Here is a 14,716-nt window from a genome sequence, read left to right as displayed (position 1 = left end):
TAATCAAATATAATAGGGGTAATGTTGATGGTAAGTGTTGTACAAGCTTTTATTGATTTTCTTAAAAACAATAAAAAGTTAAGCGATAATACTATAGATTCATACAAAAGAGATATTACACAATTCTTAGAGTATTTAGAAAAAATTAATATTGGATGTTTTGAAGTTAAAAAGGCTACGATTATTAATTATATGAATTTGTTAAAACATAAGAACAGATCACAAGCTACTATCTCAAGACATCTTTCATCTATAAAATCATTTTATCAATATTTATTCATGAATAGATTAATTGATGAAGAACCAGCATATACTTTAGATGCACCAAAATTAGAAAGAAAAGTTCCTGTAACATTGTCAATTGATCAAGTTGACAAATTATTATCATATGAATTTGAAAAAAGCGAAAAAGGTTTAAGAGATAAAGCAATAATAGAAGTTCTATATGCAACAGGGCTAAAAGTATCAGAATTAATATCACTGCGCATAGATGATGTTAATCTTAATTATGGTTACATATATTGCAAAAGCACAAAAGAAAGATTTATACCAATTGGTGATTCTGCAGTAGATGCACTTCAAAATTATATGTCTGTAAGAGAAAATATTAAAAATAATGACTATCTCTTCTTAAACATGAGAGGTAAGGCACTAACTCGCCAGGGATGTTGGAAAATTATAAAAGAGTATACAGATATAGTTAATCCAGGATTTGATATAACTCCTAGTATACTGAGAAAATCTTTTGCCAAGCATATGTTGGAAAATGGGGCAGATATAAGAAGTGTACAAGAAATGCTTGGATATAAATCGACTGGTTCAAATGAATTAATATCATTAATTGCAAAATCAAAAATTAAAGAAGTATACAAAAGGTCACATCCTCGTGCATAAAAATTTTAGAATAATTATCCCTCCTTAAGAAAAAATAATTTTAAGAGGAGGGATACAATGTTAAAAAAGATAGTCTCATTTATCTTGATATTTACATTGATTTATACAATAATAACAGAAGATATTGCATATGCTGATAATTTTGATCTTAAGTCTAAGTCAGCCATTCTTATGGATGCAAGCACAGGAAAAGTATTGTATGAGAAAAATAGTCATGAAGAATTACCTCCTGCAAGTGTTACTAAAGTAATGACAATGCTTTTAGTAATGAAAGCATTAGATTCTGGCAAAATTAAGACTACTGACAAAGTTGTAACAAGCGAACATGCTTTTGATATGGGAGGAACACAAATATACTTAGAAATCGGTGAAGAAATGACAGTAGACGATTTATTAAAGTCTGTCGCTATGAATTCGGCTAACGATGCTTCAGTAGCACTGGCAGAATATATCTCTGGTAGTGAAGAAAAGTTTGTAGAAGAGATGAATAAATGTGCTAAGGAGCTTGGAGCAAAAAATACTAATTTTAAAAACGCTTCAGGGTTGCCTGAAAAGGATCATTATACTTCTGTTTATGACATTGCATTAATTTCGAGAGAGCTTGTTAAACATAAAGGAATATTTAAATATTTGACAGATAAAATAGATTCAGTTAGAAATGGAAAATTTAGTTTAGCAAATACTAACAAACTATTGTGGAGATATCAGGGAGCTGACGGAATAAAAACTGGTTCTACTTCAGAAGCTTTGTATTGTTTATCTGCAACAGCAAAAAGAGGTGATACACGATTTATAGCAGTGGTATTCGGTGCACCAGATTCTAATACTAGATTCAAAGAAGCTTCAAAGCTTTTAGACTATGGATTTGCGAACTTTGAAACGAAAAAAGTAGTTGAATCAGGAAAAACTTATGGCGCAGTAAAAGTATTAAAAGGAGAAAAAGATTATATAAATGCTGTTGCTAATAGTGATGAATATGTCTTGTTGAAAAAAGGTGAATCTAAAAATATAAAACAAGAAATTAGCATAAATAAATACGTAGAAGCTCCAATTAAAGTCGGTTCTAAAATCGGAACAATCAAAATCTACAATGGAAATAATCTGATTAAAACGGTGCCTTTGATTTCTAATCAAAATGTTAAAAAATCAAATATATTTGATAATTTGAGAAAAGTTTATAGATCATGGATTGAAAAAAACTAAAAGCGAATAAGCTTTTAGTTTTTTTGTATATTATATAGAAAAATATTACAAAAAAGGAGGAAATTGAACTGTTATGTAGAATATATATAGATGGAGGGATAAAAATGGATATAAATTTTATGAAAAAAAATGATATATTAATAGTTAAAGTAAAGGGAGAGTTAGATCATCATACCTCAGATATTTTTAAAGAATCTATAAATAACGAATATCAAAAAGGCTATAAAAATATTATACTAGATTTAAAAGATTTAAATTTCATGGACAGCTCAGGCATAGGTATGATTCTTGGAAGGTATAAGATGGCAAAAGATAAACATGGTACATTAGCAATTGTAGGAGCTAATTCACAACTTTTGAAAGTTATAGAGTTGTCTGGAATTTTAAGAGTTATAAACTGTTATAAATCAATTGAAGAAGCTATTGAAAGCATGCAAAGGGGGATATAAATGAGCTATTCAAATAAAATGGAATTGAAATTTTTAAGCAAGTCACAAAATGAATCTTTTGCACGAACAGTTGTCGCTGCTTTTGCAGCTCAGTTGGATCCTACAATTGAGGAAGTAGCAGATATTAAAACGGCTGTTTCTGAAGCTGTGACAAATTGCATAATTCATGGATATGAAAATAAGATAGATTATATAATTTTAAAAGCGGAGATAGAAGGCAATAAATTAATAGTAGAAGTAATTGACAATGGAGTTGGAATAGAAGATATTGAAAAAGCCATGGAACCTTTATATACAACGAAACCTGACGAAGATAGATCGGGAATGGGTTTTACAGTTATGCAGACATTTATGGATGAATTAGAAGTTGAGTCGGAAAAAGGCAAAGGTACCAGAGTTAAAATGGTTAAATACATCAATACAAATAAATGAGGTGCTGCTATGATAGAAAAAGATAGTGAAAGGAATGAAGATGTAAATGAACTTATAAGAAAATCTAAAAATAATGACAAATTATCGCTGGAAAAGTTGTTAAAGGAAAATAGTGGTCTTATCTGGAGTATTGTAAAAAAGTTTTCTAATAGGGGATATGAAGCGGAAGACCTCTATCAAATTGGGTGTATAGGATTTGTTAAAGCTATAAATAAATTTGATGAGTCCTATAATGTAAAACTGTCTACATATGCTGTTCCTATTATACTAGGCGAAATTAAAAGATTTTTACGAGACGATGGTCTTATAAAAGTGAGTCGGTCATTGAAAGAGTTGTCGAATAAGGCTTATTATATAAAAGATGAATTAGAAAAAGAATTAAATAGAGAGCCAACTATTCAAGAAATTGCGTCTAAACTTAATGTTACAGCCGAAGAAATTGCGATGGCATTTGAATCAACAGCAACTGCTGAATACTTGTATGACAATTCACAGCACAACGAAGATGATAACATGCTTTTGATAGAGAAAATAGGCAGTGAAGATAATGAGTATGATATTGAAGATAAACTTGCACTGAGAATGGTTCTTAAAAAATTAAATTCAAGAGAAAGACAGATTATAGTTCTGAGATATTTTAAAGATATGACACAAACTGAAGTGTCAAAGATTCTTGGAATATCGCAGGTGCAAGTATCAAGAATTGAAAAAAAAGTGTTAAAAAAATTAAAAGAACAACTTCAAGAAGTGTAAAATGTGTTACACTTCTTTTTTGTATTAAAAAATATATATTTTCACATAATATTATTGTGTTGAGGTGTTACAAATGAAGAAGTTCATAATAATAATTTCAATTGTTTTTTTAACACTATCTGCAATTTACTTTTTAAAATATAATACAACAAAAAAAGTACCTGATAGTGCAATATTAGTTTATTTAAAGGAGGAATTAAAATGGCTGTAGTAAAAATCTTAAATGTAGTTGGAGATTCAACAAAAAGTTGGGATGATGCCATACAAAATGCAGTTGCAGAAGCGGCAAAGACGGTTGATAATATTTCAGGAATAGAAGTGTTAAACCAAACTGCCAATGTAAAGAACGGCAAAATTGTTGAATATAAAGCTAATATACAAATAGCATTTAGAGTGGATAGATAAATAGTGGGCAACCATACAAGGTGCCCACTAAATGGAGGTATAGCAATGGAGAAGGATGTTAAGAAACAACAGGAATACAAAGATATTGCCCAGAAATATGAACCTAAGCCAACATTGATAAAAAATATTATATGGGCTTTTGTTGCAGGCGGATTAATATGTGACATTGGTCAATTTTTTCTCAATTTGTTTGTCTCACGTGGCATGAGCCCTGAACAAGCAGGTACTCCTGTTGCAATAATAATGGTTTTTTTAGGTTCATTTTTTACAGGAATAGGCATTTACGACGATATTGGGCGCTTTGCTGGTGCAGGTTCGGTCGTGCCTATAACAGGCTTTGCAAATTCAATTGTTGCGCCAGCGATGGAGTTTAAAAGAGAGGGATTTGTATTTGGCGTTGCTTCTAGAATGTTTAATATAGCTGGACCAGTAATTGTTTATGGTGTTGGAACATCAATTGTTGTAGGACTGGTGTATTATTTTCTGAAATAAAGGGTGATAAACTATGGCACAAAAGAAAATGGGTTCTCAAACTGTTAAATTTGTAAATCCGCCATCTATAATATCTTCAGGTACTATTGTAGGTCCAAAAGAAGGGCAAGGACCTTTAAGAGACTATTTTGATATGATTTTAACCGATGATACTTATGGTGAAAAGAGTTGGGAAAAGGCAGAGTGTAAAATGTTTCAGGATTCAGTTAATTTAGCTTTAAAAAAAGCAAGTTTAAATATTAACGATATAGATTATTTAATAGGAGGAGACCTACTAAATCAAATAATCACTTCTAGTTTTGCTGCAAGGCAATTTAATGTGCCAACATTTGGTTTGTATGGAGCTTGTTCCACAATGGCAGAAGGACTGTCAATAGGTTCTATGCTAATAGACGGTGGTTTTGCAGATTATGTAATTGTAACAACATCAAGTCATTTTTCTACTGCAGAAAGGCAATATAGATTTCCTTTGGAGCAAGGTGTACAAAGGCCATTTACGGCACAGTGGACAGTGACAGGTTCAGGCTCATCACTGTTATCTTCTACTGGCAGTGGTCCATATATAACACATGTTACTACTGGAAAAGTTGTGGATTTAGGGATGAAAGATGCTAATAATATGGGTGCTGCGATGGCACCTGCTGCAGCCGATACCATAATAACACATTTTAACGATACTGGTTTTACTATAAACGACTATGATTTAATAATAACAGGCGATATGGCAAGAGTGGGAAAAAGCATTTTAATGGAGCTACTCAATAAAGACGGTTTAAATATAGAAGATAAATATAAGGACTGTGGAATAGAAATATACGATGAATCGCAGGATGTGCATTCTGGTGGTAGTGGAGCTGGATGTTCGGCAGTTGTTTTAAATGGATGGCTGTTGAGTCAGATTAAAAATGGAACTTTTAACAGAGTTTTGTTTATAGCAACAGGTGCGCTATTGTCCCCCACAAGTACACAGCAAGGAGAGTCAATACCTGGTATAGCACATGCTGTTACTATTTCAAGATACACATAGGAGGCTGGTATAATGGATTATATACGTGCTTTCGTTGTTGGGGGATTAATATGCGTTATTGCTCAAATACTGATGGACAAGACAAAGTTAACGCCTGCTAGGATTTTAGTTCTTTATGTAACAATTGGTGCTATACTAGGTGGTTTCGGAATATATAAAAAATTAATAGATTTCGGTGGCGCAGGTGCAACTGTACCACTTTTAGGCTTTGGAAATTCGCTAGCACAGGGTGCGATTAAAGCAGTAAAAAAAGACGGGATTATAGGTGCTTTTACAGGAGGATTGACAGCGACGGCTGGAGGTATTTCGGCAGCAGTTTTTTTTGGCTATTTATTTTCAATAATATTTAATCCAAAAACAAAGAAATAAGTTAAGAATGTATAATTTATTCCTTAGCATAATTCTAATGATTATGCTTATTTTTTTATCTAAATATGATATAATAATTTAAGTATAATTGCTAGAAAGAAGGGTTTTTATATAGAGAAGGATATACTTTTAATTCTTAGAAAAGTATCAGAAGAAATGGGTGTCAAATCTTATATAGTTGGAGGATATATTAGAGATAAGATTCTGAATTTAGAGAGCAATGATATAGACATTACAGTTGAAGGTGATGGAATAAGATATGCATTAATGTTAAACAAAATTTTAAATGGGAAAATTGAAATACATGAAAAATTTAAAACGGCAAAAATACAAGCTGATAAATACACATTTGATGTCGTTTCAGCAAGGAAAGAGTATTATACTCATTCTGGAATTTTGCCTGATGTAGAATTAGCGGATATAGTTGAGGATATCAAAAGAAGAGATTTTACTATTAATATGCTGGCATTTGATATAAAAGAAGGCATGATAATTGATTTATGCAATGGTCTAGATGATATTAAAAATAAACTAATTAGAGTTATACATGATAAAAGTTTTAATGATGACCCAACGAGGATATTTAGAGCATTAAGATACAGCGTTAGATTAGATTTTAAATTAGAAGAACATACTGAACTTTTGCTAAAACAATCGATTGCGAATGGTGATATTGACAATCTTTCAACAGATAGAATTATGAATGAGATTTATTTGATTTTAAAGGAAAAAAATCCAGAATCCATTGTGAAATTGATGAAATATTATGAGATTGACAAAAAAATATTTGACGGAGTAGATATTAATATTAAAAATTTGAATACATATGCAAAATATGGTGATGTCTTGTTATACAGATTTCTTTTGTTTTTTTATAATGTTAAAAAGGATGATTTTGATTATTTGAAAGAAAAGTTTAATTTTAAACGTCAATATTCTAAGGGATTATCGGATCTTATTGAGATTAAAATGAATTTATACACATTAAAAGATGATATAGCGGTGTACAATTTATTTAAAGATAAAAAAATTGAGGCAATAAGTGCGATATATACAATGGAGGGTGAAAATATTAAAAAAATTGTTGATAGGCATTTTGAAGTGATTAGATCTTTAAAGTTAGAAATAAACGGTGATGATATAAAGGAGTTAGGACTTGAGCCATCACCTGTATACAAAAAAATATTGGACAAAATTTATTATGATAAATTAAGCGGTAAAATAATAAGTAAAGAAGATGAGTTTGAACGACTAAAACAGTATGTGAAAAAAGTTAAACGAGGTGAAAAAATATGAATACAATATTAAGCTATTTGATAAGAATACCGGCATTGATAATTGCTATGAGCTTCCATGAGTTTAGTCATGGATATGTAGCTGATAAACTTGGTGACCCGACCCCTAGACAAAATGGCAGGTTGACATTGAATCCACTTGCACACATAGATCCTTTGGGATTACTTATGTTATTTGTCATATATTTTGGATGGGCAAAGCCTGTACCGATAAATCCGTATTATTTTAAAGATAGGAAAAAAGGAGTTTTATATGTTTCTTTGGCAGGACCTCTCTCAAATGTTTTTCTGGCATTTACAACGCGAATTTTAATGGTTTATTTTGACAATATACCAATAGTTGGACTTTTTTTAAATGTATTATATGAGTACAATTTAGTTTTTGCAGTATTTAATATAATTCCTGTTCCACCATTGGACGGGTCAAAAGTTTTATGGAGTCTTCTTCCACAAAAAGAAGCATATATTTTTTCACAGTATGAGCAATATGGACAGATCGCATTACTTCTGCTACTATTTACTGGAATAATAAATGTTGTAATGACACCGTTGATGATGGGTTTGGACAGGGTAATTTCTACAATAATTTTATTTCCGTTTGGAGTGGGATAATGTACAAAGTAAAAATTAAAACTTTTGAAGGTCCATTTGACCTTTTATTTCATCTAATAGAAAAGAACGAAATAGACATTAAAGACATTCCTATAGCCAGTGTTTTTGAACAATACATGGAGTACTTGAATGCAATGCAAGAAATGGATTTAGATATAGCTACTGAATTTATTTTGATGGCAGCGACGTTACTTGAGATAAAATCAAGTATGCTTTTGCCAAAAGCGCAGCCTGAAGGTAAGCAATTGGAGCTAGATGAGGCAGACCCTAGAGAAATACTTGTAGAAAGGTTAATTGAATATAAAAAATATAAGGTTGTCGCAAATAAATTAAAAAGTTCAAATGTGTATGGGCTTAAGTTTTTTAGAGAAGAACCTGAAATAAAATACATTGATAAATCATTATTACTTAATTACTCTGCTGATGACTTAAAAAAAGCTTATATCAAGATTTTGAAAGGGGCAAACAGCGACGTAATTCCAATTAAATATACAAAAGACCAATTTACAGTTGAAGATAAAATTAAGGAATTCCTTAAAAATTTAATCTTTACACCAATTATGAAATTTAGCGAGTTTGTATTTAATCGACACAAGGTGGAAAAAGTAGTTTCGTTTATGGCACTTTTGGAGCTTGTTAAATTAAATAAAGTTGTAGCAGAACAAAAGAAAATATTTGGAGATATTATTATAAAAAAACTAAAGAGGTGAAAAAATGGATATAGATTGTATAATTGAGTCAATCTTATTTGCTGCTGGACGACCAATAAAGATAAAGACATTGAGTGATGTCTTGAATGTTTCTGTAGATGATGTTAAGGAATCTTTTTATAGATTGAAAAACAGTTATGTCTCCAATAATAGAGGAATAGATGTTGTTATGATTAATGATTCTATCGCTATGTGCTCAAATGAAAAGTATGCGGAATATATAAAAAAAGCTTTAGGGCTTGACATAAAACAGGGCCTTTCCCAAGCTGCATTAGAAGTTCTTTCAATAATTGCGTACAATCAACCTATTACAAGAATAGATATCGAGAAAATAAGAGGTGTAAAGTGCGAGAAGGCAATTAATACTCTTTTGGAATTTAATTTAATCAAAGAAAATGGAAGAGTAAATGCTCCCGGTAGAGCTATACTTTATTCTACTACAGATGACTTTTTGAAGTACTTTAATTTACCTTCTTTAAAAGATTTACCACCATTAGATGATGTCATATAGTATTTTTATTTTAATTATTGAAAACAATAAAACTGAGAAGGTGAATTGATGTTTTCTTTTTATATATTGCTAATTATAGTTTTGATTATAGTGATATATACATTACCTATGACGATTAAAATATGTTTTTACAATTATGGCAGCAATTTTATTTTAAATATATACTTATATATACTGCGATTTATTAGGATAGGCTTTTTCGATATTAATTATAAAAGAATTGATGAAAATGATAGGATAGAAATGTCGTTAAGATTATTTGGAATAAAATTACTTAGCACGGTGGTTGATGTAGCTAATTTGACAATTAAAGATAAAAAGCCAGTTATAAAATATGAAATACATAAAGCATTTTTTTTAAAATTCCCCAAAAAAACTGGAGAGAAAAAAATGTTTAGTTTTCACGATATATCTAGAATGTCAAATCTGTTTTACTCAAATAAGAATGTTATCTATGAAACGAGTTTAAATATAAAAAAATCCATAGTGATTCGAAAATTTAATTTAAATATAAAAGAAGGTTTTAACGATGCAGCTTTAACGTCTATTTTATATGGGATAATTAATAGTGTGGTTTATACCATAGTTGTTCCCATTTATTGCAATATTAGATTTTTGAACAAGCCATCTATATCAATAAGTCCATATTTTGGAAGAAATATTCTTGAAAGCAACTTTAATTGCATATTAGATTTTAGATATGGTAATATTATAGTTAATAGTATAAAATTTATTAAGAATTTTAAATGGAGGTGATCAGGATGAGTGATCATCCAATTGAAGGGTTAATGAAAACAACGATGGAAAGTCTGAAAGACATGATAGATGTTAACACTATAGTAGGTGATGCAGTTGAAGCACCAGATGGAACTGTTATTATTCCTATTTCAAGAGTGACTTTCGGCTTTGCGGCTGGTGGTGGAGAATTTCAAATGACACAAAATAAAGATAAAGAACAAAATCAGCAGGATAATCAGGAGTCAAAAATGCCATTTGGTGGTGGTAGTGGTGCAGGCGTTTCATTGCAACCCGTCGCTTTTATGGTTGTCGGACAAGGTCAGATAAGGCTTTTACCTGTCAATCAAAATGCGATGGTTGAAAGAATTATTGATTTAGCACCTAAATTAATGGAAGAGCTACAAAATGTTTTTAATAAAAACAAAACGTATAAAAAATCAACACCGATAACAGTAACAAATAATGTAGATTAATATTAATTAAAATGTGGGTCATAATGTGAGGTATTAACTTTCAAGGAGGACAGTGATGAAAAAGACACTTTTATTTTTACTAATTTTTACTTTCCTTATGACCCCGATAAACGTAAACGCTGAAAATATAGAACCGCCACAAATTGCAGCGAAGGCTGCGATAGTTATGGATCAGAAATCTGGTAGAATTTTGTACGAAAAAAACATAAATGAAAAACTTCCTATGGCAAGCACTACTAAAATTATGACTCTACTACTAGCGTTAGAATACGGAAATTTAAACGATATTGTAAATGTCAGTAAAAGAGCAGCTAGTGTAGGAGGTTCTTCAATTTGGCTTGCTCCAGGTGAAAAACTTTCGCTTATAGATTTATTGTATGGTTTAATGCTCAATTCTGGAAATGATGCTGCAACAGCTATTGCTGAACATATTGGCGGTAGTGTGGAGAAATTTGCGGAGATGATGAATAAAAAGGCAAAAGATATTGGTGCATACAATACAAATTTTGTTACGCCATCTGGTCTTGATATCGGAATCAACAACCATTATACAACCGCTTATGATTTAGCATTAATTACAAGGTACGCTTTTAACAATTACAGCAAATTTGCGGAAATTGTTTCGACTAAAGAAAAGACGATACCTTGGAGTGGACGGGATTACGATAGATATTTGAGAAATAAAAATAAAATGCTTTGGCAATATGAAGGCGGGGATGGTGTAAAAACAGGATTTACTAATAAGGCCGGCAGATGTCTCGTCGCTTCAGCAACTAGAGATGGTCACAGGCTTATATCTGTAGTTCTAAATAGCGGTCCTATGTGGGAAGATTCACAAAAAATTTTAGATTATTCTTTTGAAAAGTACAAGCCATTAAAAGTTGCTTCAAAATGTCAGGTATTAAAAACAATAAGTGTTATCAATGGCAAAGAGAAATATTTGCCGCTTCAGTACAATGATGATTTTACGTTGCCCGTATCAAAAGAAGAAATTTTAAACATAAAAGTTGAATATAATATCCCTAAATCAATAAAGGCACCTATAGGTATAGGTGAAAAAGTTGGAATAGCCAAAGTATTATTAAATGATAAACAAATTGTTACGATAGATGTAGTTGCAGGAAAAACGATTGACGAAAGGGATTATAACTACAATCTAAAAACAATAATTAAAAACTGGGTAAATATTTTTCAAGCAGAAAACTCTTAGCATTTTGCTAGGAGTTTTTTTGTAACCATTTTTTTATTTGAGAATACCATAAATATGTGAAATTTTTCTTTAGGAGATGGTGTAATGGCAAGTCCAAGGCTGGAATGTATTGACATTGGCAGTGATTATTGCCCTTGCTACTTGGCAGAATTAGATGAATGCATAGTGTGTTCTCAATTGCAAGGTAAAAAATTTTGTGACTGTAATTGGAAGGGTGTATGCGTATTTCAAGAGTTTGTTTGGTCAAAAAGAAAGGCTAAAGCAAAGAGAAATACAATGGTTTCAAATATAATAGACAAGCAAAAGATAAATGAAAATTTATTTATATTAACATTATCTGTACCTAATAAAATGGCTAGGGACTTGAACGAGCCAGGCTCATATATTTTTCTAAGGAATGAGTTAAGTCCATCATTTTTTGATACTCCGATGTCTATAATGTATACGGATGAAATTAACGGTTTTGTGAAAGTAGCAATCCAAATTAATGGTCCCAAAACAAGTTTAATTGATTTAAGTGAAAAAAGGATATGTATTAGGGGACCTTATTGGAATGGATTATTTGGACATAAGTATATAAAAGGTCTTAAAAATTCAAAATGCTTAGTAGTATTGAGAGGAATTGCACAGGCACCAGGAGTTATTGTTATTAATAAATTGTACAGAAATAACAATAAAATCACAGTAATAATCGATAAGGGTAAAACAGGACAATTTTTTATTAGCCAATACCTGGATCAGCTTAATTTAAATATAATAACAACAGATATTTTAAGTGCTGAAGGGCAGGAAATTTTGAAGAATGCTATTGCAGACAATGATTTGAAGTTGATATACAGTGGAGGCTCTAATGAGCAGCACCTTAATATATTTAATTATATGAATTTATACAACAATGAGGCTTATCTTGCAGTATCAAATAACAATACAATATGCTGTGGAGAAGGAATCTGTGGCAGTTGCGAAGTTCAAATAGATGGACAAAAAGTAAGATCTTGCAAAGTACAACTTGATGTAGAAAAGGCAATTGAAAGGAGAATTTTGTATGGTTAAAGTTGTTGTTATTGGGGGAGGCTGGGCAGGATGCGCAGCGGCTCTCACAGCAAAAAAAGCTGGAGCAGATGTTGTACTTCTTGAAAAAACTGATATGCTGTTAGGATGTGGACTTGTTGGAGGAATTATGAGAAATAACGGAAGATATACAGCAGCAGAAGAAATAAAATATCTTGGTGGACATGAGTTAATAGAAATAACTGATATGTGTGCTAGACATACAAATGTTGATTTTCCAGGACATAAGCACGCAAACTTATATGATATTACGAAAGTAGAGCCTGCAATAAGAAACATGCTTTTTAGTAAAGGAATTAAGATTAAATTTATATCAAGAGCAGCTGACGTATTAATGGAAAGCAATACAAAAATCAAAGGAATAGTTTTGGCTGATGATTCTGTTGAATGTGGAGATGTTTTTATTGAAACTACAGGATCGACAGGTCCTATGGGGAATTGTTTAAGATATGGCAATGGTTGTTCTATGTGCATATTAAGATGTCCATCATTTGGACCGAGAATTAGCATAAGCTATAGAGCAGGTATTGACGATATTTTGGGAATGAGATCGGATGAGGTATATGGTGCATTTAGTGGTTCTTGTAAGCTAAACAAAGATTCATTAAGTGATGAAATTAGAGAAAAACTTGATAAAGACGGTGTTGTAGTATTGCCTGTTCCAGAAGAAGATGTTAATATGGAAAAATTAAAATTAAAAGTGTGTCAGCAATATGCACTTCCTGAATATGCAAAAAATGTTGTGTTGTTAGATACAGGTCATGCTAAATTGATGACGCCGTTTTATCCCCTAGACAAATTGAGAAAAATACCGGGGCTTGAAAGAGCTAGATTTGAAGATCCATATTCAGGAGGAAAGGCTAATTCTATCAGATATTTATCTATTGCTCCAAGAAATAACAGTATGAAAGTTAAGGGATTAGATAATTTGCTATGCGCAGGGGAAAAATCAGGGTTGTTTACCGGCCATACTGAGGCTATGGTGACTGGTTGTTTGGCTGGACACAATAGCGTTAGATTATCGCTGGGCATGCCTCTACTTGAGCTGCCAAGGAATTTGGCATCTGGTGACCTTATCGCATATGAAAATGAATGTATTGAAACTAAAGAAGGTTTAAAAAATCGGTACACTTTTGCAGGAGGTAAGTATTTTGAACGAATGAAATCATTAGGATTATATACAACTGATACTAATGTAATTAAAGAAAAGATAGAAAGAGACAATCTAATAGGAATATACGATGAAAAACTAGTCTAAGCGAGCTTTACGCTCGCTTAATATATTGTCTTTTAATAAAAAAAATGTTATATTATAAACGTTAAGTTGGGATATCCATGATTGCAGGTGTAATAATTATTATGGAAAGATTGCAAAAGTATTTAGCCGAATGTGGTATTGCATCGAGAAGAAAATGTGAGCAATTAATTCTTGATGGAAAAATTAAAGTTAATGGTACTGTTATAAAAAATCTTGGCATTAAAATTGATCCAGATAAAGACATTGTTGAATATAATGGGAGAGTAGTTGCAAAAGTTCAACACAATATTTACATTATGTTAAATAAACCAACTGGATTTATAACAACAGTTAAAGATCAATTTGGAAGGCCATCGGTCCTTGATATAATTAAAATTAAAGATAGAATATATCCAGTAGGACGTTTAGACTACAATACTTCAGGATTACTTTTGTTAACAAACGATGGGGACATAGCAAATAAACTTATGCATCCTAAACATGAAATTGATAAAGTTTATATTGCTAAAATAAGAGGTATACCTGATGATAAAGATCTGGATAGATTTAGAAATGGACTGTTATTAGATAATCGCTTAACAGCAAAAGCCAAAATTGAAATATTAAAAAAAATAAATAATGATGCTCTTGTAAAAATAGTTATACATGAAGGACGCAACAGGCAGATTAGAAGAATGTGTGAATTGATAGGTCACCCTGTTATGACATTAAAGAGGATTAAGATAGGAGATTTAGAGCTAGGAAATTTAAAAGTAGGGCAGTGGCGCTATTTAACCGGTGAAGAAGTTCAATATTTAAAAAACTTATAAAGAGA

20 protein-coding genes are annotated in these 14,716 nt (G+C 31.3%); all 20 read left to right on the top strand.

Annotation, left to right across the window (positions count from 1 at the left end):
• Positions 1-24: 24 nt before the first annotated feature.
• The 20 genes from Q2T46_RS01015 (at position 25) to Q2T46_RS00920 (ending at position 14,711) form a co-directional block, all read left to right on the top strand.
• Entirely contained in the window at positions 25-894 is an 870-nt protein-coding gene (locus Q2T46_RS01015) for a site-specific tyrosine recombinase (RefSeq protein WP_303265727.1), read from the top strand.
• Positions 895-951: 57 nt separating this feature from the next.
• Entirely contained in the window at positions 952-2,097 is a 1,146-nt protein-coding gene (locus Q2T46_RS01010; protein ID WP_303264640.1) for a D-alanyl-D-alanine carboxypeptidase family protein, read from the top strand.
• Positions 2,098-2,201: 104 nt separating this feature from the next.
• On the top strand, positions 2,202-2,546 hold the full coding sequence (locus Q2T46_RS01005; protein WP_303264641.1) for an anti-sigma factor antagonist: 345 nt from the start codon (positions 2,202-2,204) through the stop codon (positions 2,544-2,546).
• Positions 2,547-2,978 carry an anti-sigma F factor gene (gene spoIIAB / locus Q2T46_RS01000; RefSeq protein ID WP_303264642.1) on the top strand — a complete coding sequence of 144 codons (432 nt, stop codon included), beginning with the start codon at positions 2,547-2,549 and terminating at the stop codon, positions 2,976-2,978.
• 9 nt (positions 2,979-2,987) lie between these two features.
• Entirely contained in the window at positions 2,988-3,731 is a 744-nt protein-coding gene (gene sigF / locus Q2T46_RS00995; protein WP_015311560.1) for an RNA polymerase sporulation sigma factor SigF, read from the top strand.
• A gap of 73 nt (positions 3,732-3,804) precedes the next feature.
• Positions 3,805-3,942: a hypothetical protein gene (locus tag Q2T46_RS00990; protein WP_155812170.1), complete on the top strand. Its 138-nt coding sequence runs from the start codon at positions 3,805-3,807 to the stop codon at positions 3,940-3,942.
• Positions 3,933-4,136 carry a dodecin family protein gene (locus Q2T46_RS00985; RefSeq protein ID WP_013297816.1) on the top strand — a complete coding sequence of 68 codons (204 nt, stop codon included), beginning with the start codon at positions 3,933-3,935 and terminating at the stop codon, positions 4,134-4,136. The genes Q2T46_RS00990 and Q2T46_RS00985 overlap by 10 nt, the downstream gene beginning before the upstream one ends.
• Before the next feature lie 45 nt (positions 4,137-4,181).
• Positions 4,182-4,628, top strand: coding sequence for a stage V sporulation protein AC (gene spoVAC, locus Q2T46_RS00980; protein ID WP_303264643.1), 447 nt, complete (start codon positions 4,182-4,184; stop codon positions 4,626-4,628).
• Positions 4,629-4,641: 13 nt separating this feature from the next.
• On the top strand, positions 4,642-5,655 hold the full coding sequence (gene spoVAD / locus Q2T46_RS00975; protein WP_303264644.1) for a stage V sporulation protein AD: 1,014 nt from the start codon (positions 4,642-4,644) through the stop codon (positions 5,653-5,655).
• Between the two features lie 12 nt (positions 5,656-5,667).
• Entirely contained in the window at positions 5,668-6,024 is a 357-nt protein-coding gene (gene spoVAE, locus Q2T46_RS00970; RefSeq protein WP_013297819.1) for a stage V sporulation protein AE, read from the top strand.
• A 156-nt stretch (positions 6,025-6,180) separates the two neighbouring features.
• Complete coding sequence (locus tag Q2T46_RS00965) at positions 6,181-7,320, top strand: CCA tRNA nucleotidyltransferase (protein ID WP_303264645.1); 1,140 nt, start codon at positions 6,181-6,183, stop codon at positions 7,318-7,320.
• Positions 7,317-7,931 (top strand): site-2 protease family protein, encoded by a 615-nt coding sequence (locus tag Q2T46_RS00960; RefSeq protein WP_303264646.1) that lies wholly within the window; start codon positions 7,317-7,319, stop codon positions 7,929-7,931. The genes Q2T46_RS00965 and Q2T46_RS00960 overlap by 4 nt, the downstream gene beginning before the upstream one ends.
• Positions 7,931-8,641: a ScpA family protein gene (locus tag Q2T46_RS00955; protein ID WP_303264647.1), complete on the top strand. Its 711-nt coding sequence runs from the start codon at positions 7,931-7,933 to the stop codon at positions 8,639-8,641. Before Q2T46_RS00960 ends, Q2T46_RS00955 begins: the two co-directional genes overlap by 1 nt.
• 4 nt (positions 8,642-8,645) lie before the next feature.
• Positions 8,646-9,152: an SMC-Scp complex subunit ScpB gene (gene scpB, locus Q2T46_RS00950; RefSeq protein WP_013297823.1), complete on the top strand. Its 507-nt coding sequence runs from the start codon at positions 8,646-8,648 to the stop codon at positions 9,150-9,152.
• A 48-nt stretch (positions 9,153-9,200) separates the two neighbouring features.
• The gene (locus Q2T46_RS00945; protein ID WP_094398042.1) at positions 9,201-9,908 is read left to right on the top strand and encodes a DUF2953 domain-containing protein; all 708 of its coding nucleotides are present in this window, start codon (positions 9,201-9,203) and stop codon (positions 9,906-9,908) included.
• Positions 9,909-9,913: 5 nt separating this feature from the next.
• Positions 9,914-10,363 carry a GerW family sporulation protein gene (gene ytfJ, locus Q2T46_RS00940; protein ID WP_013297825.1) on the top strand — a complete coding sequence of 150 codons (450 nt, stop codon included), beginning with the start codon at positions 9,914-9,916 and terminating at the stop codon, positions 10,361-10,363.
• A 55-nt stretch (positions 10,364-10,418) separates the two neighbouring features.
• A complete protein-coding gene (locus tag Q2T46_RS00935) occupies positions 10,419-11,573 on the top strand; it encodes a D-alanyl-D-alanine carboxypeptidase family protein (RefSeq protein WP_303264648.1) in 1,155 nt (384 codons plus the stop codon).
• A gap of 84 nt (positions 11,574-11,657) precedes the next feature.
• Complete coding sequence (locus Q2T46_RS00930; protein ID WP_303264649.1) at positions 11,658-12,626, top strand: sulfide/dihydroorotate dehydrogenase-like FAD/NAD-binding protein; 969 nt, start codon at positions 11,658-11,660, stop codon at positions 12,624-12,626.
• Complete coding sequence (locus Q2T46_RS00925; protein ID WP_303264650.1) at positions 12,619-13,902, top strand: FAD-dependent oxidoreductase; 1,284 nt, start codon at positions 12,619-12,621, stop codon at positions 13,900-13,902. Before Q2T46_RS00930 ends, Q2T46_RS00925 begins: the two co-directional genes overlap by 8 nt.
• A 101-nt stretch (positions 13,903-14,003) precedes the next feature.
• Entirely contained in the window at positions 14,004-14,711 is a 708-nt protein-coding gene (locus Q2T46_RS00920) for a pseudouridine synthase (RefSeq protein ID WP_303264651.1), read from the top strand.
• The last annotated feature ends 5 nt before the right edge of the window (positions 14,712-14,716 follow it).

The organism is Thermoanaerobacterium sp. CMT5567-10 (assembly GCF_030534315.2).
GTDB lineage: Bacteria > Bacillota > Thermoanaerobacteria > Thermoanaerobacterales > Thermoanaerobacteraceae > Thermoanaerobacterium.
The sequence above is the reverse complement of the archived record's forward strand: the minus strand, read 5'-3'. Positions and strand labels throughout refer to the sequence as shown.